This is a genomic window from Pseudomonas sp. RL_5y_Pfl2_69, assembly GCF_963970465.1.
GTDB lineage: Bacteria > Pseudomonadota > Gammaproteobacteria > Pseudomonadales > Pseudomonadaceae > Aquipseudomonas.
Genome location: NZ_CAXAOU010000006.1, coordinates 239,887 through 259,591 on the forward strand (window position 1 = coordinate 239,887; position 19,705 = coordinate 259,591).

The following is a 19,705-nucleotide window of genomic DNA, read 5'->3' on the forward strand; positions in this document are numbered from 1 at the left end:
CTACATCCAGCCGTGTTCAACCATTGAAAGGGGTTGGCCGTCGCCGATAATGAAATGATCCAGCACCCGCACTTCGATCAGATCCAGCGCCTGGATCAAGCGTTTGGTCAACGTGCGGTCGGCCTGGCTGGGCTCGCTGATGCCTGAAGGGTGGTTGTGGCAAAAAATTACCGCTGCCGCGTTGTGTGTGAGGGCCCGCTTGACCACTTGGCGCGGGTAAACACTGGCGCTGTCGATTGAGCCTCTGAAGAGCACTTCGAAGGCGAGCATGCGGTGTTTGGAGTCCAGAAACAGGCAGCCAAAGACCTCATGAGGCTCATGGCGCAGCAGCGATTTCAGATAATCCCGTACCGCTTGCGGGCTCTCCAGGGCGCTGTCCCGGCGCAGGCGTTCTGCCAGGTGGCGACGGCTCATTTCGAGTACCGCCTGCAACTGGCTGAACTTGGCGGGCCCCAGCCCGAGATGGCGGCAGAATCCGCGAAGGTCGGCTTCCAGCAAGGCCCGCAAACTGCCGAATTCAGTGAGTAAATGACGGGCCAGGTCGACTGCGCTTTTGCCTGAAACCCCCGTGCGCAAGAAAATGGCCAGCAACTCGGCGTCGGAAAGACTGGATGAGCCGTGCTCCAAAAGTTTCTCTCGCGGGCGCTCCGCCGCAGGCCAATTACGAATGCTCATAACACCTCCTTGTGAGTGGGCGCCGCTGTTCCCTGGCAGGCGCTGTGTTATCTTAGCCCATCATTTTTGCGTGGCATTTGGCCATTTTCCACGCAGTCATCATCGAACTAAAAGGCAGGCCTATGCAGCGGCTGTATCGAAAACGCATTGTTTTGGGCGTCGGCGGCGGCATCGCGGCTTACAAGAGTGCAGAGCTGGTTCGTCGTCTGCTGGACCAAGGCGCAGAAGTACGGGTTGTCATGACCCGCGGCGGCAGCGAATTCATTACGCCTCTGACCATGCAGGCGTTATCCGGGCACCCCGTTCATCTGGATTTGCTCGACCCTGCGGCTGAAGCAGCCATGGGCCACATCGAGCTGGCCAAGTGGGCCGATCTGGTGCTGATTGCACCTGCGACCGCTGACCTGATCGCCCGCCTTGCCCAAGGCCTGGCGAATGACCTGTTGACTACGCTGGTGCTCGCCACTGATGCAACGGTGGCCATTGCGCCTGCGATGAACCAGGCCATGTGGCGTGATCCGGCCACCCAGGCCAATACACGGCTGCTTGAAAGCCGTGGTCTGCGTGTGTTTGGCCCAGCCTCCGGGAGCCAGGCCTGTGGCGATGTGGGCTTTGGCCGCATGCTCGAAGCCGATGATCTGGTGCACTGCGCCGCCGAGTGTTTCCAGCGTCAGCTGCTGACCGGCAGGCACGTACTGATTACCGCAGGCCCGACCCAGGAAAACATCGACCCGGTGCGTTACATCACCAACCACAGCTCCGGGAAAATGGGCTTTGCCCTGGCCGAAGCGGCGGTTGAAGCGGGTGCCCGCGTGACCCTGATTACCGGCCCGGTTCATTTGCCGACCCCTGATCGGGTCAGCCGCATCGACGTGGTCAGTGCCCGTGACATGCTCGCTGCCTGTGAGGCGGCGATTCCTTGTGACGTGTTTATCGCTTCTGCTGCTGTTGCGGACTACCGACCGGAAGTAGTCGCCCCGCAAAAACTCAAGAAAGACCCTACCAAGGGCGACGGCCTGTTGCTGCAGATGGTGCGCAATCCAGACATTCTGGCCACCATCGCTTCGCGTCCTGATCGCCCTTTTAGTGTTGGCTTCGCCGCAGAAACCGAGCATCTGCTCGATTACGCTGCCCGCAAGCTCAAAGACAAAAACCTCGACCTGATTGTTGCCAACGATGTGGCTAACCCCAGCATTGGCTTCAATAGTGAGGAGAACGCGTGCAGCGTGATTGACCGCGAACTGCACGCCACTGTGTTTGCCCAGACCAGCAAGGGCAAGATTGCCCGCCAGCTGATCACTTTTATCGCCGAACGTCTGAACCAGGTTTAACTCGTATGCACGCTTTGCAAGCCAAGATCCTCGATCCACGCATTGGTAACGAATTCCCGCTGCCGCAGTACGCCACTCCCGGCTCCGCAGGCCTGGACCTGCGCGCCATGCTTAAACAAGACACCGTTCTGGAGCCAGGCCAGACCCTGCTGATCCCGACGGGCCTGTCGGTCTATATCGGCGATCCCGGCCTTGCCGCACTGATCCTTCCGCGCTCGGGCCTGGGCCACAAGCATGGCATCGTGCTGGGCAACCTGGTCGGCCTGATCGACTCCGATTACCAGGGCGAACTGATGGTGTCGTGCTGGAACCGTGGCCAGACCGCCTTCAACATCACTATCGGCGAGCGCATTGCTCAATTGGTACTGGTGCCGGTGGTGCAGGCGCACTTTGAGCTGGTCGAAGAGTTCGACGAAAGCCAGCGCGGTGCTGGCGGCTTTGGTCACTCAGGCAAGCTCTGACCGTGCAATATCAGGTCAGGCGCTCTGCCTGACCTTCAGCGCCCTCCTGAATCCTCTGAGCGTGGAGTCCCCTTGCAATGAGTAGCCCAGCTTCAGTCCCGCCCAGTTTCCCTGACAGCATTTTTCGCGCTTACGATATTCGTGGCGTGGTCCCTCACACCCTGACTGCTGAAACCGCGTACTGGATTGGCCGTGCCATTGGTGCAGAGAGTCTGGCCAAGGGCGAGCCCCAGGTGTCGGTGGGTCGGGACGGACGCTTGTCCGGTCCTCAGTTGGTCGAGGGTTTGATCCAGGGTGTGGCTGACAGTGGTTGTACGGTTAGTGATGTGGGCCTGGTGCCGACGCCTGCGCTGTATTACGCCACTCACGAATTGGCGGGCCAGTCGGGCGTGATGCTCACGGGGAGCCACAATCCGCCCGATTACAACGGTTTCAAAATCGTGATTGCGGGCGATACGCTGGCCGACGAGCAGATCAAGGCACTGCATACGCGCCTCAAGACCAACGATCTGACGTGGGGCGAAGGCAGCATCGAGCGCGTTGATATTTTGCCGCGCTACGCCGATGTGATCACCCGTGACATCCAGCTCGCCAGACGCATGAAGGTGGTAGTGGATTGCGGCAACGGGGTTGCCGGCGTGATCGCGCCTCAGTTGATCGAGGCCTTGGGCTGTGAAGTGATCCCGATGTTCTGCGAGGTGGACGGTAACTTCCCCAACCATCACCCGGACCCCAGCAAGCCGGAAAACTTGCGGGATCTGATCGCCAGGGTCAAGGAAACCAATGCCGATATCGGGCTGGCCTTTGATGGCGATGCCGACCGGGTAGGCGTGGTGACCAATACGGGCACGATGGTGTTTGCGGATCGCTTGCTGATGCTGTTTGCCCAGGATGTGCTTGAGCGCAACCCGGCGGCCGAGATCATCTTCGATGTGAAGTGCACGCGTCGCCTGACTCCGTTGATCAGGGAAAATGGTGGTCGGCCACTGATGTGGAAAACCGGCCACTCGTTGATCAAAAAGAAGATGAAGGAAACCGGTGCCCTGCTGGCAGGCGAGATGAGCGGGCATATCTTTTTCAAGGAGCGCTGGTTCGGTTTCGACGACGGCATTTACAGCGCTGCGCGCCTGCTGGAGATCCTCAGCAAGCGCCAGGAGACGGCTGAAGAGCTGTTTGAGGCCTTCCCGAACGATATTTCTACGCCAGAGATCAATATCGATGTGACGGATGAGAGCAAATTCAGCATCATTGACGCTCTGCACGACGCCCAATGGGGTGACGCCGCCGAGCTGACATCCATTGATGGTGTGCGGGTTGATTACCCTCATGGCTGGGGCCTGGTTCGCGCATCCAACACCACTCCGGTGCTGGTGCTGCGATTCGAGGCCCAAACCGAGGCCGAACTGCAACGCATCAAGGACGTCTTTCACGCTCAACTGAAGCGTGTGGCCCCTGATCTTCCACTACCGTTTTGATCGACTTGTTCTACCGGAGCCCTGAATGACCCTCGAACGTGATGCCGCCTCCAACGTCGCCAAGGTTTTGTCCGAAGCGCTGCCCTACATTCGCCGTTACGTCGGCAAGACGCTGGTGATCAAGTACGGCGGCAACGCTATGGAAAACGACGAACTGAAAACCGGTTTTGCCCGTGACATCGTGTTGATGAAGGCCGTGGGTATCAACCCGGTCGTGGTACACGGTGGCGGTCCGCAAATCGGTGATTTGCTCAAGCGTTTGTCCATCGAAAGTCATTTCATCGACGGGATGCGCGTGACTGACTCGCAAACCATGGATGTGGTGGAGATGGTGCTTGGCGGTCATGTGAACAAAGAAATCGTTAACCTGATCAACCGTCATGGCGGCAGCGCCATCGGTCTGACCGGCAAGGACGCGACCCTGATTCGCGCCAAGAAAATGGTCGTGACCCGTCAAACGCCAGAAATGACCAAGCCTGAAATCATCGACTTCGGTCATGTGGGCGAGGTCATCGACATCAATACCGACCTGTTGCACATGCTGACCAAGGGCGATTTCATCCCGGTCATCGCGCCAATCGGCGTGGGCGCCAATGGCGAGTCCTACAACATCAACGCTGATCTGGTGGCGGGCAAGGTTGCCGAAGCCCTCAAGGCCGAGAAGCTGATGCTGCTGACCAACATTGCTGGCTTGATGGACAAGGAAGGCAAGGTGCTGACCGGTCTGACGACTGCTCAGGTGGATGACCTGATTGCCGACGGCACCATTTACGGCGGCATGCTGCCAAAAATCCGCTGCGCGCTGGAAGCCGTGCAAGGTGGCGTGACGACTGCGCATATTGTTGACGGTCGTGTACCGAATGCCGTGTTGCTGGAAATCTTCACCGACACCGGTGTGGGCACGCTGATCACCAACAGCAAACCGCTGTAGGCAGAACTGAAAAAGCCCCGCCCGGCGATTGCCGGGCGGGGCTTTTTTATGGGCGGGGGGGTTAAATCCCGTACTGCGCCCGGTACGCTTCAACCGCTGGCAGGTACTGCTTGAGCGTTTCGTCTTCGGCCAGGAACTGCAGAACCTGGTTCAACGAAACGATGCTGATCACCGGAATGCCGAAGTCACGCTCGACTTCCTGGATGGCCGACAGCTCGCCATTGCCGCGCTCCTGGCGGTTCAAGGCAATCATCACGCCTGCTGCCTTGGCGCCTTGGGCCTGAATGATCTGCATGACTTCACGGATGGCGGTGCCGGCCGTGATCACGTCGTCGATGATCAGGATATCGCCTTCGAGCGGCGAGCCAACCAGGCTGCCACCTTCGCCGTGGGCCTTGGCTTCCTTGCGGTTGAAGCACCACGGCATGTCGCGGTCGTGGTGCTCGGCCAGTGCTACGGCCGTGGTCGCAGCCAAGGGAATACCCTTGTAGGCCGGGCCAAAGAGCACATCGAAGGAAATGCCGCTGTCAACGATGGCAGCCGCATAGAAGCGCCCCAGTTGAGCCAGCGCAGAACCTGTATTGAACAGGCCGGCATTGAAGAAGTAAGGACTGGTACGCCCCGACTTCAGGGTGAACTCACCGAAGCGCAGGACGCCGCGATCGATGGCAAAACGGATGAAGTCGCGCTGATACGCTTGCATGAAAAAAGCCCCAGATACCACGGATTTAGCTAATTAGTAAGACCGCGTGTATCATACACGCACGTGATTTTTGGGGCCATTTATGCGGATCATCAGTGTGAACGTCAATGGTATTCAGACGGCAGTCGAGCGCGGTTTGCTCAGTTGGCTGCAAGCTCAGAATGCCGACGTTATCTGCCTGCAGGACACCCGCGCCTCCGCCTTTGAACTGGACGATCCAGCTTACCAGCTCGATGGCTACTTTCTTTATGCCTGCGAAGCTGAAGTCCCTGCCCAAGGCGGTGTGGCTTTGTATTCGCGGTTGCAACCGAAAGCAGTCATCACTGGGCTTGGCTTCGAGACGGCCGATCGCTACGGGCGCTACCTGCAAGCCGATTTCGATAAGGTCAGCATCGCGACCTTGTTGCTCCCTTCGGGGCAGAATGGCGATGAAGACTTGAACCAGAAGTTCAAGCTAATGGACGACTTTGCGCGCTACCTTGATAAGCAGCGTCGCAAGCGTCGTGAGTACATCTACTGCGGCTCGTTGTATGTGGCGCAGCAGAAACTCGACATTAAAAACTGGCGTGACAGCCAGCAATCTCCTGGTTTCCTGGCGCCTGAACGGGCCTGGATGGATGAGATTGTCGGCAACATGGGCTATGTCGATGCCCTGCGCGAAGTCAGTCGTGAGGGCGATCAGTACAGCTGGTGGCCGGACAACGAACAAGCCGAGATGCTTAATCTGGGCTGGCGTTTCGACTACCAGTTGCTGACACCAGGCTTGCGTCGCTTTGTACGAAGCGCTCGCTTGCCGCGTCAGCCACGGTTTTCGCAACATGCGCCATTGATCGTGGACTACGACTGGACACTGACTATCTAAGTGTTTGTCGCCGTCATAAAAAATGCCCGTATCGAAAGATACGGGCATTTTTTTGTGCGCAACCCACAAGGTCAGTGTGTTACTTCAATGGGCGCCAGGTGAAGGGGTAGCGGTACACCACCCCGTCATTGGCCTTCACGCCTGCGATCACCACCAGCACCACGGCACCGATCAGCACCAGGCCGAGCAAGGCGAAGCCGACCAGTATGAACATCAGCACGTAGCAAATGGCAGACGCAATCGCCACGGTGATCTGAAAGTTCAGTGCTTCCTTGCCCTGGTCGTCGATAAAGGGATCGCTTTCACGCTTGAGCTGCCACAGGATCAGTGGGCCGATCAGGCTGCCAAACGGAAACCACATCCCGAGAAACGCCGAAAAGTGACAAAACATGGCCCATTTACGAGCGTCGCGGCTCGGTTGGGGTTTTGAAAGGTCCAGCTCACTCATAGCGTTCTCCGGTGGGTCGTTTGAAGGCTTTGACAATCAATCCGGCTGTTTAGTCCGCCAATGCCGCCTGCTGCAGGGCGAAAATTTCATTCATGCCTTTTTGAGCCAGTGCGAGCATGGCATTCAGCTCTTCAGGCTGGAACGGCGCGCCTTCTGCGGTGCCCTGAACTTCGATGAAACCACCGCTGCTGGTCATCACAACGTTGAGATCGGTTTCGGCTGCCGAGTCTTCAGGGTAGTCCAGGTCAAGGACCGGTACGCCCTGGTACATGCCGACCGATACCGCTGCGATCATTTGCTTGATAGGGTCGCCGCCTTTGAGGCCGCCACGCTTTTTGATGATTTTCAGTGCGTCTACCAGTGCAACCATGGCGCCGGTGATGGACGCAGTGCGGGTGCCGCCATCTGCCTGGATCACGTCGCAGTCGACGTACAGCGTGATATCGCCCAGCTTGGACATATCCAGCGCTGCGCGCAGGGAGCGGCCGATCAGGCGCTGGATTTCCAGGGTGCGCCCGCCTTGCTTGCCGCGGCTGGCTTCGCGTTGGTTACGGTCGCCGGTGGCGCGTGGCAGCATGCCGTATTCGGCAGTCAACCAGCCCTGGCCCTGGCCTTTAAGGAAGCGCGGTACGCCGTTCTCGACGCTGACGGTGCAGATGACTTTGGTGTCACCGAACTCGACCAGTACAGAACCCTCTGCGTGTTTGGTGTAGTTGCGGGTGATGCGGATCGGACGGAGCTGATCGGCAACGCGACCACTTGGACGTTTCATGTGGGATACCTGTACGGGACGGAAAACTGCCGAACATTATAAAGGAAAGGCTATGGCGGTGCAGGACGCGTCGGTTTGTCATCAGGTTGAACGTATTTACGACCGACGTCATTTGGGGCCACCCGCTGCACTGCGTTACAATCGGCGGTCTTAATTGCCGTCAGGCTTAATTCATTGAATCGCGAGGTACCGTCCATGGTGCATAGCATGACCGCCTTTGCCCGCGTCGAAAGCGCCGGCACTCAGGGCACCCTGAGTTGGGAGCTGCGCTCGGTCAACAGCCGCTACCTGGAGCCGCACCTGCGACTGCCTGAATCTTTCCGTGACCTCGAAGGTGCGGTGCGTGAAGCGCTGCGTCAGGGGATTTCCCGGGGAAAGCTGGAATGCACATTGCGTTTCACCGAAGAAACCACTGGCAAGCCGCTGCAGGTCGACCGTGAACGTGCCGCGCAACTGGTGGCCGCAGCCGAGACCATTGCCAGCCTGATCAAGCAGCCAGCACCGCTCAATCCACTGGAAGTGCTGGCCTGGCCCGGCGTTCTGGTGGCGGATGCAAGCGACCCGCAAGCCTTGAATACCCAGGCCCTTGCATTGTTCAAGCAAGGTCTGCAAGAGCTCAAGAACGGCCGCGAGCGCGAAGGCGCGGAGCTGGCCCGCTTGATCAGCGAGCGTTTGACGGCGATTGAAGGCGACGTCGAAACCTTGCGTGAGCTGGTGCCACAGATGCTCGCCACCCAGCGCCAAAAGGTGCTCGATCGTTTTACCGATATGAAGGCCGAGCTTGATCCGCAGCGTCTTGAGCAAGAAATGGTCATGCTGGCGCAAAAAAGCGACGTGGCCGAAGAGCTGGACCGCCTGAGCACTCACATTCTTGAAGTGCGGCGTGTGCTCAAGTCGGGTGGTGCTGCGGGTCGCCGTCTGGACTTCCTGATGCAAGAACTGAATCGCGAGGCCAATACCCTGGGCTCCAAGGCATTCGATCCACGCAGCACTCAAGCGGCGGTCAACCTCAAGGTGTTGATCGAGCAGATGCGTGAACAAGTACAGAATATTGAGTAAGGCATCCCCTGACATGAACCACAGCACTGGCACCCTTTATATCGTTTCTGCCCCTTCTGGCGCAGGCAAGACCAGCCTGGTCAAAGCGTTGATCGACGTTGAGCCGCAGATCCGGGTTTCGGTTTCGCACACGACCCGCGCCATGCGCCCAGGTGAAGTGAATGGCGTGAACTATCATTTCGTCGAGCGTGAAGAGTTCGTGAAAATGATCGAACACGGTGACTTCCTGGAGCGCGCTGAAGTCTTCGGCAACCTTTACGGCACCTCGCAAAGCCATTTGCAGCAGACGCTGGATGAAGGTCACGACCTGATTCTGGAAATCGACTGGCAGGGTGCGGAGCAGGTCCGCAAGTTGATGCCGCAGGCGCGTTCGATCTTTATCCTGCCGCCAAGCCAGGAAGCCCTGCGTCAGCGTCTGGACAACCGTGGTCAGGACAGCGACGAAATCATTGATGGCCGGATGCGCGAAGCCGTGAGTGAAATGAGCCACTATGTCGACTATGACTATCTGATCATCAATGACGATTTTGCTCTGGCACTCGAGGACCTGAAGGCCATTTTCCGCGCCAATCGGCTCCAGCAAAAACGTCAACAGCAGCGTTTTGGCAAATTACTGGCCGAACTGCTCGGTTAAACAGCACTTCCCAAAACCCCTGTAAGGGCTTTACATTGGCGCTTACAGAGGTTTTTGGGACAGTGGCCGAAAAATCAGCGCTTCCCTAATGGCTGGTGATTTTTTAAACTGTTCAGTCCGCTCGCCCATCCGGGCAGCGCGCATATTGCATTTGCTACGAGGAAGACCATGGCCCGCGTAACCGTTGAAGACTGTCTAGAACACGTGGATAACCGCTTTGAGCTGGTCATGCTCTCTACCAAGCGTGCCCGTCAACTGGCCACCGGCGGTAAAGAGCCACTGGTGCAGTGGGAAAACGACAAGCCTACCGTTGTTGCCCTGCGTGAAATCGCAGAAGGCCTGATGAGCTACGAGTTTATCGCCAACGCTGAAATCGTCGAAGACGAACCGCTGTTCGCAGCGTTCGAGGACGAGTCCAACGAGGCGAACTAAGCCTATGCCCGGTCGACGTAGCACGGCGAAGGGTAAAAAGTTTTGGCAGGAGGTTTCCTCATGCCGAGCATAGACGCCCTCGCCGATCGCTTGTCGGCGTACCTCGGCCCGGACCAGGTCAATCTGGTCCGCCGGGCGTACTTCTACGCAGAACAAGCCCACGACGGCCAACGCCGACGTAGCGGCGAGCCTTATGTCACGCACCCGCTGGCAGTGGCAAACATCCTTGCCGACATGCATATGGACCATCAAAGCCTGATGGCGGCCATGCTGCATGACGTGATTGAAGACACCGGTATTGCCAAGGAAGCGCTGGTAGCGCAGTTCGGCGAAACCGTGGCCGATCTGGTCGATGGAGTCAGCAAGCTGACTCAGATGAACTTCGAAACCAAGGCCGAAGCCCAGGCTGAAAACTTCCAGAAGATGGCCATGGCCATGGCGCGCGATATCCGCGTGATCCTGGTTAAGCTGGCCGATCGTCTGCACAACATGCGTACCCTCGAAGTGCTGTCCGGCGAAAAACGCCGACGGATTGCCAAGGAAACCCTGGAAATCTACGCGCCCATTGCCAATCGGCTGGGTATGCACAGCATTCGTATCGAATTCGAAGACCTCGGTTTCAAGGCGATGTACCCGATGCGCTCCGCGCGCATTTATCAGGCGGTAAAGCGCGCCCGGGGCAATCGCAAGGAAATCGTCAACAAAATTGAAGAGTCGCTCAGCCACTGCCTGGCCATCGATGGCATTCAGGGCGAAGTCAGCGGCCGTCAAAAACACATCTACGGCATCTACAAGAAGATGCGCGGCAAGCGCCGGGCCTTCAACGAGATCATGGATGTTTACGCGTTCCGGATCATCGTAGACAAGGTCGATACCTGCTACCGCGTGCTGGGAGCTGTACATAATTTGTACAAACCCCTGCCGGGGCGTTTCAAGGACTACATCGCCATTCCCAAGGCCAACGGCTATCAGTCGTTGCATACCACGCTGTTTGGCATGCATGGCGTACCGATCGAAATTCAGATCCGTACCCGTGAAATGGAAGAAATGGCCAACAACGGTATCGCTGCCCACTGGTTGTACAAATCCAGTGGCGACGAGCAGCACACGGGCACTCACGCCCGGGCGCGGCAGTGGGTCAAGGGCGTGCTGGAAATGCAGCAGCGCGCAGGCAACTCCCTCGAATTTATCGAAAGCGTGAAGATCGACCTGTTCCCGGACGAGGTCTACGTGTTCACGCCCAAAGGCCGGATCATGGAGCTGCCCAAAGGCTCCACAGCGGTCGATTTTGCTTACGCGGTGCACACCGATGTCGGCAACAGCTGCATTGCGTGCCGGATCAACCGTCGTCTCGCGCCGCTGTCCGAGCCGCTGCAAAGTGGCTCCACGGTCGAAATCGTCAGTGCTCCCGGTGCCCGTCCAAACCCGGCCTGGCTCAATTTTGTGGTGACTGGCAAGGCGCGTACGCACATTCGTCATGCCCTCAAGCTGCAACGCCGCTCCGAGTCGGTCAATCTGGGCGAGCGCTTGCTGAACAAGGTGCTTAACGGCTTCAACAGCTCGCTGGACAAAATTGCGGCCGAGCGCGTTCAGGCGATGCTCCAGGAATACCGCCTGGAACAAATCGAAGACCTGCTCGAAGACATCGGGCTGGGCAATCGCATGGCCTACGTGGTTGCCCGGCGTCTGCTGGGCGAAGGCGAGGCGCTGCCGAGCCCTGAAGGTCCGCTGGCGATTCGCGGTACAGAAGGTTTGGTGCTCAGCTACGCCAAATGCTGTACGCCGATCCCGGGGGATCCGATTGTTGGCCATCTGTCAGCAGGCAAAGGCATGGTTGTGCACCTGGACAACTGCCGCAATATCAGTGAAATCCGCCACAACCCCGAAAAGTGCATCCAGCTGTCGTGGGCCAAGGACGTTACCGGCGAATTCAACGTCGAATTGCGCGTCGAGCTGGAACACCAGCGCGGCCTGATTGCGCTGCTGGCCAGTAGCGTCAACGCCGCCGACGGCAACATCGAAAAGATCAGCATGGACGAACGCGATGGTCGCATCAGCGTGGTCCAACTGGTGGTCAGCGTGCACGACCGTGTGCACCTGGCTCGCGTGATCAAAAAACTGCGCGCCCTTACCGGGGTTATCCGCATCACTCGTATGCGTGCGTAGCCATCTAATTACAAGGAGTCACCCATGTCCAAGACTGTTATCACCAGCGACAAGGCACCTGCTGCAATCGGTACTTACTCTCAGGCGATCAAAGCTGGCAATACTGTCTACATGTCCGGTCAAATCCCGCTGGACCCAAAAACCATGGAACTGGTTGAAGGTTTTGAAGCCCAGACCATTCAGGTATTCGAAAACCTGAAGTCGGTAGCTGAAGCCGCTGGTGGTTCGTTCAAGGACATCGTCAAGCTGAACATCTTCCTGACTGACCTGAGCCACTTCGCCAAGGTCAACGAGATCATGGGCACTTACTTCGAACAGCCTTACCCGGCCCGCGCCGCTATCGGTGTTGCCGCCCTGCCAAAGGGTTCGCAGGTAGAGATGGACGCTATTCTGGTAATCGAGTAACACCCTCGGCGCAGCGTTTTCATGCTGCGCCACCCCCCGCTCTTCCTTGTTTCAAAAGGACCCCGCCATGCGCAAAGCGCTCGTGTTGTCACTGCTCACTTTTGTTTTGGGTGGTTGTGCCAGCGTACCCGCCCACCGCGACATCAGTGGTGTCTGGATCAATCAGGCCGCGATCGACGCAGCTGCCAATGGTGGCAACTTGCGCGAAGCCCTGCTGGCCTATGGGCCGAACCTGGAATGGGACATCGACGTCAAAAACGCCACCGCTCACTACACCAACGGCTTTGAGTCAGTGGAAGGCAAACTGCTGCCTGCCGATGATGGCATGTGGCAAGTCAGCTTGTATGGCAGTGAATCCACCGGCTTGAGCCTGGAAGGTGAAACGCTGATCCAGGCCGAGACGGATGCAGAGCCGCGCCAGCCTTTTGTGCGTTCGCAGGTCAACGTTGCAAGCGACGCGCCACTGGGTACGAGTTTTGAGGCGGCGCTCAACTCCGCTTATATGGGCGGGCAGTGGCGTGTCGTCAGTGGTGCGGGCCAGGGCAACCCTGTGACGTTTTCAGCGGACGGTCAGGTCAAGGGCCTGCCCAATATCCAGCGTTACGTGTTGTGCCTGGCGGGCGATTGCGCCTCGATGAGCGGCGAGTACGACAGCCTCTGGTTGCAGCAGGGTGAGTTGGGTGCGGCGCACATTTTTGTCCGCGATGGCCGCAAACTGGAAATCTTCCAGGCGCTGGATGCTTCTGCTCCGGATGACATGCCCCAGTTTTACCCGGGCAAGCGCGAGTGGTTGTTAGAGAAACTGTTGCCCAATTAAATGCTGTGTGGGAGCGGGCTTGCTCGCGATGATATCGCCGCCATTTGTCTGGCAGACCGCGCCGACTGCATCGCGAGCAAGCCCGCTCCCACAAAGAACCCAGCCAACATCAAGACTCAGCCCTTATCCCCCAGAATCTCGGCATACCCCTCGCGAAAGCTTGAGTAGCGCGGCTCCCAGCCCAGCGCCTTGGCGCGTGCGTTGCTGCAACGCTTGCTGCCTGCCCGGCGGGCGCTTGTCTCGGCAGCCCATTCAGTCACGCCCAGGCGCTCGCGCAGCCAGCTCACTACCTCGGCCAGTGGCACCGGCGCGTTATCGACACCGATGTAGCAGTCATCCAGGGCTTTACCCTGGCGGTCTGCCTCAAGCAAAAAGGCCAGAAGCCCGCCTGCGTCATCGGCATGGATACGGTTGCCATACATCGGCGGGTCGGTGGGCACGCGATAACCTTTGCGCACCTGCCCCAGCATCCATTCACGGCCAGGCCCGTAGATCCCGGTCAGGCGCACGACGCTGGCCGCGATACCGCTGCTGATTGCCACCTGCTCAGCCTCGAGCATGATCCGCCCCGAGTAGGCTGTCGCCTGGGCTGGGGACGTTTCGTCCACCCACTCCCCATCCTTTTGGGCAAAAACGCTGCTGCTGGACACAAACAACAGGCGCTTTGGCCGCTGGCCGTTCTGTTCAAGCCAGCCCAGGGTGTTTTTCAATCCGTCGACATAGGCCGCCTGATAACCCGCCTCGTCATGATCGGTCGCAGCCGCGCTGTACACCAGATAGTCGATCTGGCCGGTTGGCCATTGCGCCGGGCATTGCTCGCTGAACAAGTCGCCCGCCACCCCGATGACACCCGTAGGTAAACGGTCGATGGAGCGTCGCAGGCCATACACCTGCCAGTCATCACCGAGCAACTGAGTGGCCAGGCGGCTGCCGATATCACCGCATCCGGCGATCAATACAGAAGCTTTTGGCATCGCAAAATTCCTAATGAAAAGTTACAAAACGACGTGATTTGACACGACCTAAGTCGTGACTTTCGAAAAAAACAGATGCTATTGCTTTTGTTAACAAGAATTACTTGCAATAATAACGCATCATTTTGCCCTTGGTCTTACACCGCGTTGTAGGGCATTACCTCATTACTTTCCTCAGGTCCGGCTAGCATGACACGCAATCATCCCACCGCTTCGCCAACCCAGCCTTTGAGCCCAACACGCGTCTGGCGTGGGGTTGCGGCGCTGATGTTCAGCTTGATGTTGGCACCTGTCGCGGCCTTTGCCGACGAGCCTGCTGCCCCTGCCGTTCAGGCTGCTACTGAAGCCGCTGCTCCAGCACCTGTTGCTACACCGGGTGCGACTGATCCTACACTGGTTGAGGGCGCTGTTGCCCCGGCCGATGACGCGCCGCAAATTGTTGCCGAAGAAGAAAACAGCCTGGGCATGGCCCATGACCTGTCGCCTTGGGGCATGTACAAGAACGCGGACATCGTCGTCAAAATCGTGATGATCGGTCTGGCTATCGCTTCGATCATCACCTGGACCATCTGGATTGCCAAAGGCTTTGAAGTGCTGGGCGCCAAGCGTCGTCTGCGCGTTGAAATCGCCAACCTGAAAAAAGCCCGCACCCTTAAAGAAGCCAGCGACACTGCGGCCAAGGAAGGCACGCTGGCCCACCTGCTGGTCCAGGACGCCCTTGAAGAAATGCGCCTGTCGGCCAATAGCCGCGAAAAAGAAGGCATCAAGGAGCGTGTGAGCTTCCGTCTTGAGCGTTTGGTAGCCGCGTGCGGTCGTAACATGAGCAGCGGCACGGGCGTACTCGCCACCATTGGTTCCACTGCACCGTTCGTAGGTCTGTTCGGTACGGTATGGGGCATCATGAACAGCTTCATCGGTATCGCCAAAACCCAGACCACCAACCTGGCCGTTGTTGCGCCGGGTATTGCCGAAGCCCTGCTGGCCACGGCACTGGGTCTGGTTGCCGCGATCCCTGCCGTAGTGATTTACAACGTTTTCGCCCGCTCCATCACCGGCTACAAAGCCCAGGTGGCTGATGCGTCTGCTGAAGTGTTGCTGTTGGTTAGCCGTGACCTCGATCACCTGCCGCCTGAGCGTAGCTCGCAACCGCACATGGTGAAAGTGGGGTAATCGGCCATGGGCCTGCATTTAAAAGAAGGCGATGACGATCTCGCCGAGAACCATGAAATTAACGTCACCCCTTTTATCGACGTGATGCTGGTACTGCTGATCATCTTCATGGTGGCAGCACCGCTGGCCACTGTGGATATCAAGGTTGACCTGCCCGCTTCGACCGCCAAACCGGCGCCTCGCCCCGAGAAACCCGTGTTCCTCAGCGTCAAGGCTGACCAGCGGCTGTATCTGGGCGAAGAACCGGTCACGGTTGAAGCGTTGGGCCCGACCCTGGATGCCAGGACCCACAACAACAAAGACACGACGATCTTCTTCCAGGCCGACAAGGGCGTGGACTACGGTGACTTGATGAGCGTGATGGATGCTTTGCGCGCAGCCGGTTACTTGAAGGTGGGTCTGGTCGGACTTGAGACGGCAGCCAAGAAATGACCATAGCGCGCCAAAAGATGACGCGTTACGCAACCAGCCTGGCCGTGGTATTGGGTGTCCATGCAGTGGCAGTGATTCTTGCCCTGCAATGGTCCAGCCCGCGCGCGATCGAACTTCCGCCGCAAGCGATGATGGTTGATCTGGCACCAATGCCGGCACCGCCTCCTCCTGCGCCGCCAAAAGTGGTGACACCGCCACAACCGCCGGCGCCAGTGGAAGAGTTGCCGATACCCAAGCTGGCCGAAGCGCCCAAGCCGAAGATTTCTGTACCCAAGCCGGTCAAGCCCAAGCAAAAGCCTCAGCCGCCCAAGCCTGTGGAAAAACCGGACCCGGTCAAAGAGAAGCCTTCAGAAGAGAAACCCAGCGACGCGACGCCGACCAAGAACACCAGCGAGAAATCCGCTGCACCGGCCCCGGGGCCGTCTGCGCAACAACTGGCGGCCAAAGCCAGTTGGGAAGGCACCTTGCTCAGTCACTTGGGCAAGTACAAGAAGTACCCGCCTGCTGCGCAATCCCGTGGCAAGGAAGGCCTGAACCGTCTGCGCTTCGTGGTGGATGCTGAAGGCAAGGTACTGTCCTACGAGTTGGTAGGGCGTTCCGGCAATGCTGATCTGGACAGGGCGACCCTGGAAATGATTCGCCGGGCACAGCCATTGCCCAAGCCGCCGCCCGAGATGCTGACCAATGGCAGCATCGAGATCGTGGCGCCCTTCGTTTATTCCATCGATAAACGTCGGCGATAACACCGCAAAGGGCACCTCAGGGTGCCCTTTGTGCATCTGCGAGCAAGATAAATCAGCCCTGCCTTTGATTAGCGACTGTAGCTCTTGGGGCAATGTCTGATAACGTGCGTCTATCGATTGCAGCCGCTATGCTTGGCCCGCAACCACAGGGACGCACGCTATGACGCTTACAGAATTACGCTACATCGTTACCCTCGCCCAAGAGCAACATTTCGGCCACGCTGCCGAACGTTGCCACGTCAGCCAGCCGACCCTGTCGGTGGGTGTGAAAAAACTGGAAGACGAACTCGGTGTGCTGATTTTCGAGCGCAGCAAAAGTGCGGTACGCGTAACCCCGGTGGGTGAAAGTATCGTGGCCCAGGCACAAAAAGTGCTGGAGCAGGCGCAAGGTATTCGCGAGTTGGCACAGGCGGGCAAAAATCAGCTGACGGCCCCGCTCAAGGTCGGCGCGATCTACACCGTGGGCCCGTACCTGTTCCCGCACCTGATTCCACAACTGCACCGGGTTGCCCCGCAGATGCCGTTGTATATCGAAGAAAACTTCACCCACGTCCTGCGCGACAAGCTGCGTAACGGTGAGCTGGACGCGATTATCATCGCGCTGCCGTTCCAGGAAGCCGACGTGCTGACCTTGCCGCTGTACGACGAGCCGTTTTACGTGCTGATGCCCAGTGAGCACCCGTGGACCAAAAAAGAGACCATCGACGCCAGCCTGCTGAACGACAAGAGCCTGCTGTTGCTGGGCGAAGGTCACTGTTTCCGCGATCAGGTCCTGGAAGCGTGCCCGACCGTGGCCAAAGGCAATGATGGCGCCATGCACACGACGGTTGAGTCCAGCTCGCTGGAAACCATCCGCCACATGGTCGCGTCCGGTCTGGGTATCTCGATTCTTCCGTTGTCGGCCGTCGACAGTCACCACTACGCACCCGGTATCCTGGCCGTGCGCCCTTTGACCCCGCCGGTGCCGTTCCGAACCGTCGCCATTGCCTGGCGCGCCAGCTTCCCGCGGCCCAAGGCAATTGAAATCCTCGCCGACTCGATCCGCCTGTGCTCGGTGGCCAAGCCGCCTGCTGAGAAGTAATTACGCCGATGACCGAGTTGTCGAAAGTGTCGGTCACTGCGCTCAAGGGCGTGGGCGAGGCCATGGCCGAGAAACTGGCCAAGGTCGGACTGGAAAACGTCCAGGACGTGCTGTTCCATTTGCCGCTGCGCTATCAGGACCGGACCCGCGTGGTGCCGATTGGCGCCTTGCGCCCCGGTCAGGACGCGGTGGTTGAAGGACGGGTTATCGGTGCCGATGTGGTCATGGGCAAGCGCCGCAGCTTGCTGGTGCGCATCAACGATGGCACTGGCGGCCTGAGCCTGCGCTTCTATCACTTCAGCAATGCGCAAAAGGAAAGCCTCAAGCGCGGCACTGAAGTGCGCTGCTATGGCGAGGCCCGGCCAGGAGCCTCGGGGCTGGAAATCTACCACCCCGAATACCGCGCCATTACCGGTGACGAACCGCCGCCCGTCGATACCACCCTGACGCCGATTTATCCCACCACCGAAGGCCTGACCCAGCAGCGCCTGCGCCAGTTAAGCCAGCAAAGCCTGGCCATGCTTGGCCCGAGCAGCCTGCCCGACTGGTTGCCGCCGGAACTGGCCAAGGACTATCAGCTTGCCCCACTGGACCAGGCCATTCGTTATCTGCATCAGCCGCCCGCCGATGCCGATGTTGAAGAACTTGCCTTGGGCCATCACTGGGCGCAGCACCGTCTGGCCTTTGAAGAGCTGTTGACTCATCAACTGTCCCAGCAGCGTTTGCGCGAGAGCCTGCGCTCCCAGCAGGCGCCCGCACTGCCCAAGGCCACAAAACTGCCGGTGCAGTTTCTTGCCAATCTGGGCTTCCCGCCGACGGGAGCCCAGGCTCGGGTCGGCAACGAAATTGCCTATGACCTCAGTCAGCCCGAACCCATGCTGCGCCTGATTCAGGGCGACGTAGGCTCCGGCAAGACGGTGGTTGCGGCGATGGCGGCATTGCAGGCGCTTGAGGCGGGATATCAGGTGGCATTGATGGCACCGACTGAAATCCTTGCCGAGCAGCACTTCATCAACTTCAAACGCTGGCTGGAGCCTCTTGGGCTGGAGGTCGCGTGGCTGGCCGGCAAGCTCAAAGGCAAGGCTCGCGTGACGGCGATGGAGCAAATCGCCAGTGGCGTGCCCATGGTCGTGGGTACCCATGCGTTGTTTCAGGAGCATGTGCAGTTCCACAATCTGGCGCTGGTCATCATCGACGAACAGCACCGCTTTGGCGTGCAGCAACGTCTGGCCCTGCGCAACAAGGGGGTGGGCGGTGTGATGTGTCCGCACCAGTTGATCATGACCGCTACCCCTATTCCGCGCACTCTGGCCATGAGCGCTTACGCCGACCTCGACACCTCTATTCTCGACGAACTGCCCCCTGGTCGAACCCCGGTCAACACCGTGCTGGTGGTCGACACGCGCCGCATCGAAGTGATTGAGCGAGTGCGTGCCGCCTGCGCGCAGGGGCGACAGGCCTACTGGGTCTGCACCTTGATCGAAGAATCCGAAGAGATGACCTGTCAGGCCGCCGAAACCACCTTTGAAGACCTTTCCAGTGCCTTGGGAGAGTTGCGCGTGGGTCTGATCCACGGGCGCATGAAAGCGGCTGAAAAAGCGGCTGTCATGGCCCAGTTCAAGGCCGGTGAGCTGCAGTTGCTGGTGGCGACCACGGTCATTGAAGTGGGCGTCGACGTGCCCAATGCCAGCTTGATGATTATCGAAAACCCTGAGCGGCTGGGCCTGTCACAACTTCACCAACTGCGTGGGCGTGTAGGCCGTGGCAGCGCCGCGAGCCATTGCGTGCTGCTGTATCACCCGCCGCTGTCGCAAATTGGACGCCAGCGTCTGGGCATCATGCGCGAGACCAACGACGGCTTTGTGATCGCCGAAAAAGACCTGGAACTGCGCGGCCCTGGAGAAATGCTGGGCACCCGCCAGACTGGCCTTCTGCAATTCAAGGTTGCCGACCTGATGCGCGATGCCGACCTGCTGCCCGCCGTGCGGGAGGCCGCCCAGGCATTGATTGAGCGCTGGCCTGGGCATGTCAGCCCCTTGCTGGATCGGTGGCTGCGTCACGGCCAGCAATACGGACAGGTTTAAAACACTATTCAGTAAATGGTCCGGCTGCCGATCTAGTAACGGCTTATCAA

Annotated in this window: 20 protein-coding genes and 1 pseudogene; 16 read left to right on the forward strand and 5 right to left on the reverse strand. The window is 58.9% G+C overall.

Going from position 1 to position 19,705, the window contains the following annotated elements; genetic code table 11:
• On the reverse strand, nucleotides 1-675 hold the full coding sequence (radC, locus tag AACY07_RS12960) for a RadC family protein (RefSeq protein ID WP_219262017.1): 675 nt from the start codon (nucleotides 673-675) through the stop codon (nucleotides 1-3).
• A gap of 122 nt (nucleotides 676-797) precedes the next feature.
• On the opposite strand from radC, the gene coaBC reads away from it, so the two are divergent.
• The 4 genes and pseudogenes from coaBC to argB all read left to right on the forward strand — a co-directional run bounded on the left by coaBC (nucleotide 798) and on the right by argB (nucleotide 4,873).
• Complete coding sequence (coaBC, locus tag AACY07_RS12965) at nucleotides 798-2,006, forward strand: bifunctional phosphopantothenoylcysteine decarboxylase/phosphopantothenate--cysteine ligase CoaBC (RefSeq protein ID WP_133075061.1); 1,209 nt, start codon at nucleotides 798-800, stop codon at nucleotides 2,004-2,006.
• A gap of 5 nt (nucleotides 2,007-2,011) precedes the next feature.
• A complete protein-coding gene (dut, locus tag AACY07_RS12970; protein ID WP_019828201.1) occupies nucleotides 2,012-2,467 on the forward strand; it encodes a dUTP diphosphatase in 456 nt (151 codons plus the stop codon).
• A 101-nt stretch (nucleotides 2,468-2,568) separates the two neighbouring features.
• Nucleotides 2,569-3,942: pseudogene (locus AACY07_RS12975) on the forward strand (phosphomannomutase/phosphoglucomutase); the annotation flags it as partial.
• A gap of 25 nt (nucleotides 3,943-3,967) precedes the next feature.
• On the forward strand, nucleotides 3,968-4,873 hold the full coding sequence (argB, locus tag AACY07_RS12980; RefSeq protein ID WP_019828199.1) for an acetylglutamate kinase: 906 nt from the start codon (nucleotides 3,968-3,970) through the stop codon (nucleotides 4,871-4,873).
• A 61-nt stretch (nucleotides 4,874-4,934) separates the two neighbouring features.
• On the opposite strand, the gene pyrE is transcribed toward argB, so the two are convergent.
• Nucleotides 4,935-5,576, reverse strand: coding sequence for an orotate phosphoribosyltransferase (gene pyrE / locus AACY07_RS12985; protein ID WP_133075063.1), 642 nt, complete (start codon nucleotides 5,574-5,576; stop codon nucleotides 4,935-4,937).
• An 82-nt stretch (nucleotides 5,577-5,658) separates the two neighbouring features.
• Here pyrE and AACY07_RS12990 point away from each other — a divergent pair, with 82 nt between their 5' ends.
• The gene (locus tag AACY07_RS12990) at nucleotides 5,659-6,438 is read left to right on the forward strand and encodes an exodeoxyribonuclease III (RefSeq protein ID WP_003437806.1); all 780 of its coding nucleotides are present in this window, start codon (nucleotides 5,659-5,661) and stop codon (nucleotides 6,436-6,438) included.
• 79 nt (nucleotides 6,439-6,517) lie between these two features.
• Here the strand turns inward: AACY07_RS12990 and AACY07_RS12995 are convergent, their stop codons facing one another.
• Nucleotides 6,518-6,886, reverse strand: a complete 369-nt coding sequence (locus AACY07_RS12995; protein WP_019828196.1) for a DUF4870 domain-containing protein — start codon at nucleotides 6,884-6,886, stop codon at nucleotides 6,518-6,520.
• A gap of 49 nt (nucleotides 6,887-6,935) precedes the next feature.
• Nucleotides 6,936-7,658, reverse strand: a complete 723-nt coding sequence (gene rph / locus AACY07_RS13000) for a ribonuclease PH (protein ID WP_016782701.1) — start codon at nucleotides 7,656-7,658, stop codon at nucleotides 6,936-6,938.
• A gap of 195 nt (nucleotides 7,659-7,853) precedes the next feature.
• Here rph and AACY07_RS13005 point away from each other — a divergent pair, with 195 nt between their 5' ends.
• The 6 genes from AACY07_RS13005 (at nucleotide 7,854) to AACY07_RS13030 (ending at nucleotide 13,171) form a co-directional block, all read left to right on the forward strand.
• Nucleotides 7,854-8,717 carry a YicC/YloC family endoribonuclease gene (locus AACY07_RS13005; protein ID WP_339475100.1) on the forward strand — a complete coding sequence of 288 codons (864 nt, stop codon included), beginning with the start codon at nucleotides 7,854-7,856 and terminating at the stop codon, nucleotides 8,715-8,717.
• A gap of 13 nt (nucleotides 8,718-8,730) precedes the next feature.
• The gene (gene gmk, locus AACY07_RS13010; protein WP_019828193.1) at nucleotides 8,731-9,351 is read left to right on the forward strand and encodes a guanylate kinase; all 621 of its coding nucleotides are present in this window, start codon (nucleotides 8,731-8,733) and stop codon (nucleotides 9,349-9,351) included.
• Nucleotides 9,352-9,519: 168 nt separating this feature from the next.
• On the forward strand, nucleotides 9,520-9,783 hold the full coding sequence (gene rpoZ / locus AACY07_RS13015) for a DNA-directed RNA polymerase subunit omega (RefSeq protein WP_016782707.1): 264 nt from the start codon (nucleotides 9,520-9,522) through the stop codon (nucleotides 9,781-9,783).
• Between the two features lie 60 nt (nucleotides 9,784-9,843).
• A complete protein-coding gene (spoT, locus tag AACY07_RS13020) occupies nucleotides 9,844-11,949 on the forward strand; it encodes a bifunctional GTP diphosphokinase/guanosine-3',5'-bis pyrophosphate 3'-pyrophosphohydrolase (protein ID WP_133075066.1) in 2,106 nt (701 codons plus the stop codon).
• A 24-nt stretch (nucleotides 11,950-11,973) separates the two neighbouring features.
• On the forward strand, nucleotides 11,974-12,354 hold the full coding sequence (locus AACY07_RS13025; RefSeq protein WP_016782709.1) for a RidA family protein: 381 nt from the start codon (nucleotides 11,974-11,976) through the stop codon (nucleotides 12,352-12,354).
• 67 nt (nucleotides 12,355-12,421) lie between these two features.
• Nucleotides 12,422-13,171: a hypothetical protein gene (locus AACY07_RS13030; RefSeq protein WP_339475103.1), complete on the forward strand. Its 750-nt coding sequence runs from the start codon at nucleotides 12,422-12,424 to the stop codon at nucleotides 13,169-13,171.
• 116 nt (nucleotides 13,172-13,287) lie between these two features.
• On the opposite strand, the gene AACY07_RS13035 is transcribed toward AACY07_RS13030, so the two are convergent.
• Nucleotides 13,288-14,145, reverse strand: a complete 858-nt coding sequence (locus AACY07_RS13035) for an SDR family oxidoreductase (protein WP_339475106.1) — start codon at nucleotides 14,143-14,145, stop codon at nucleotides 13,288-13,290.
• Nucleotides 14,146-14,334: 189 nt separating this feature from the next.
• Between AACY07_RS13035 and exbB the strand changes: the two genes are divergently transcribed.
• The 5 genes from exbB to recG all read left to right on the forward strand — a co-directional run bounded on the left by exbB (nucleotide 14,335) and on the right by recG (nucleotide 19,655).
• Nucleotides 14,335-15,315 carry a tonB-system energizer ExbB gene (exbB, locus tag AACY07_RS13040; protein ID WP_339475108.1) on the forward strand — a complete coding sequence of 327 codons (981 nt, stop codon included), beginning with the start codon at nucleotides 14,335-14,337 and terminating at the stop codon, nucleotides 15,313-15,315.
• A gap of 6 nt (nucleotides 15,316-15,321) precedes the next feature.
• Nucleotides 15,322-15,747: a TonB system transport protein ExbD gene (gene exbD, locus AACY07_RS13045; protein WP_019828186.1), complete on the forward strand. Its 426-nt coding sequence runs from the start codon at nucleotides 15,322-15,324 to the stop codon at nucleotides 15,745-15,747.
• Nucleotides 15,744-16,490 (forward strand): energy transducer TonB, encoded by a 747-nt coding sequence (locus AACY07_RS13050; protein ID WP_339475111.1) that lies wholly within the window; start codon nucleotides 15,744-15,746, stop codon nucleotides 16,488-16,490. The genes exbD and AACY07_RS13050 overlap by 4 nt, the downstream gene beginning before the upstream one ends.
• 160 nt (nucleotides 16,491-16,650) lie before the next feature.
• Nucleotides 16,651-17,571, forward strand: coding sequence for a hydrogen peroxide-inducible genes activator (locus AACY07_RS13055; protein ID WP_133075070.1), 921 nt, complete (start codon nucleotides 16,651-16,653; stop codon nucleotides 17,569-17,571).
• Nucleotides 17,572-17,579: 8 nt separating this feature from the next.
• Complete coding sequence (gene recG, locus AACY07_RS13060; protein WP_339475114.1) at nucleotides 17,580-19,655, forward strand: ATP-dependent DNA helicase RecG; 2,076 nt, start codon at nucleotides 17,580-17,582, stop codon at nucleotides 19,653-19,655.
• The last annotated feature ends 50 nt before the right edge of the window (nucleotides 19,656-19,705 follow it).

Bases quoted from the DNA above. Each gene is read 5' to 3' on its own strand.
- AACY07_RS13035 (WP_339475106.1), bottom strand. From the start codon at position 14,145: ATGCCAAAAGCTTCTGTATTGATCGCCGGATGCGGTGATATCGGCAGC.
- AACY07_RS12990 (WP_003437806.1), top strand. From the start codon at position 5,659: ATGCGGATCATCAGTGTGAACGTCAATGGTATTCAGACGGCAGTCGAG.
- argB (WP_019828199.1), top strand. From the start codon at position 3,968: ATGACCCTCGAACGTGATGCCGCCTCCAACGTCGCCAAGGTTTTGTCC.
- AACY07_RS13050 (WP_339475111.1), top strand. From the start codon at position 15,744: ATGACCATAGCGCGCCAAAAGATGACGCGTTACGCAACCAGCCTGGCC.
- AACY07_RS13025 (WP_016782709.1), top strand. From the start codon at position 11,974: ATGTCCAAGACTGTTATCACCAGCGACAAGGCACCTGCTGCAATCGGT.
- rph (WP_016782701.1), bottom strand. From the start codon at position 7,658: ATGAAACGTCCAAGTGGTCGCGTTGCCGATCAGCTCCGTCCGATCCGC.
- AACY07_RS12995 (WP_019828196.1), bottom strand. From the start codon at position 6,886: ATGAGTGAGCTGGACCTTTCAAAACCCCAACCGAGCCGCGACGCTCGT.
- AACY07_RS13030 (WP_339475103.1), top strand. From the start codon at position 12,422: ATGCGCAAAGCGCTCGTGTTGTCACTGCTCACTTTTGTTTTGGGTGGT.
- radC (WP_219262017.1), bottom strand. From the start codon at position 675: ATGAGCATTCGTAATTGGCCTGCGGCGGAGCGCCCGCGAGAGAAACTT.
- pyrE (WP_133075063.1), bottom strand. From the start codon at position 5,576: ATGCAAGCGTATCAGCGCGACTTCATCCGTTTTGCCATCGATCGCGGC.
- exbB (WP_339475108.1), top strand. From the start codon at position 14,335: ATGACACGCAATCATCCCACCGCTTCGCCAACCCAGCCTTTGAGCCCA.
- exbD (WP_019828186.1), top strand. From the start codon at position 15,322: ATGGGCCTGCATTTAAAAGAAGGCGATGACGATCTCGCCGAGAACCAT.
- coaBC (WP_133075061.1), top strand. From the start codon at position 798: ATGCAGCGGCTGTATCGAAAACGCATTGTTTTGGGCGTCGGCGGCGGC.
- AACY07_RS13005 (WP_339475100.1), top strand. From the start codon at position 7,854: ATGGTGCATAGCATGACCGCCTTTGCCCGCGTCGAAAGCGCCGGCACT.
- spoT (WP_133075066.1), top strand. From the start codon at position 9,844: ATGCCGAGCATAGACGCCCTCGCCGATCGCTTGTCGGCGTACCTCGGC.
- AACY07_RS13055 (WP_133075070.1), top strand. From the start codon at position 16,651: ATGACGCTTACAGAATTACGCTACATCGTTACCCTCGCCCAAGAGCAA.
- rpoZ (WP_016782707.1), top strand. From the start codon at position 9,520: ATGGCCCGCGTAACCGTTGAAGACTGTCTAGAACACGTGGATAACCGC.
- dut (WP_019828201.1), top strand. From the start codon at position 2,012: ATGCACGCTTTGCAAGCCAAGATCCTCGATCCACGCATTGGTAACGAA.
- recG (WP_339475114.1), top strand. From the start codon at position 17,580: ATGACCGAGTTGTCGAAAGTGTCGGTCACTGCGCTCAAGGGCGTGGGC.
- gmk (WP_019828193.1), top strand. From the start codon at position 8,731: ATGAACCACAGCACTGGCACCCTTTATATCGTTTCTGCCCCTTCTGGC.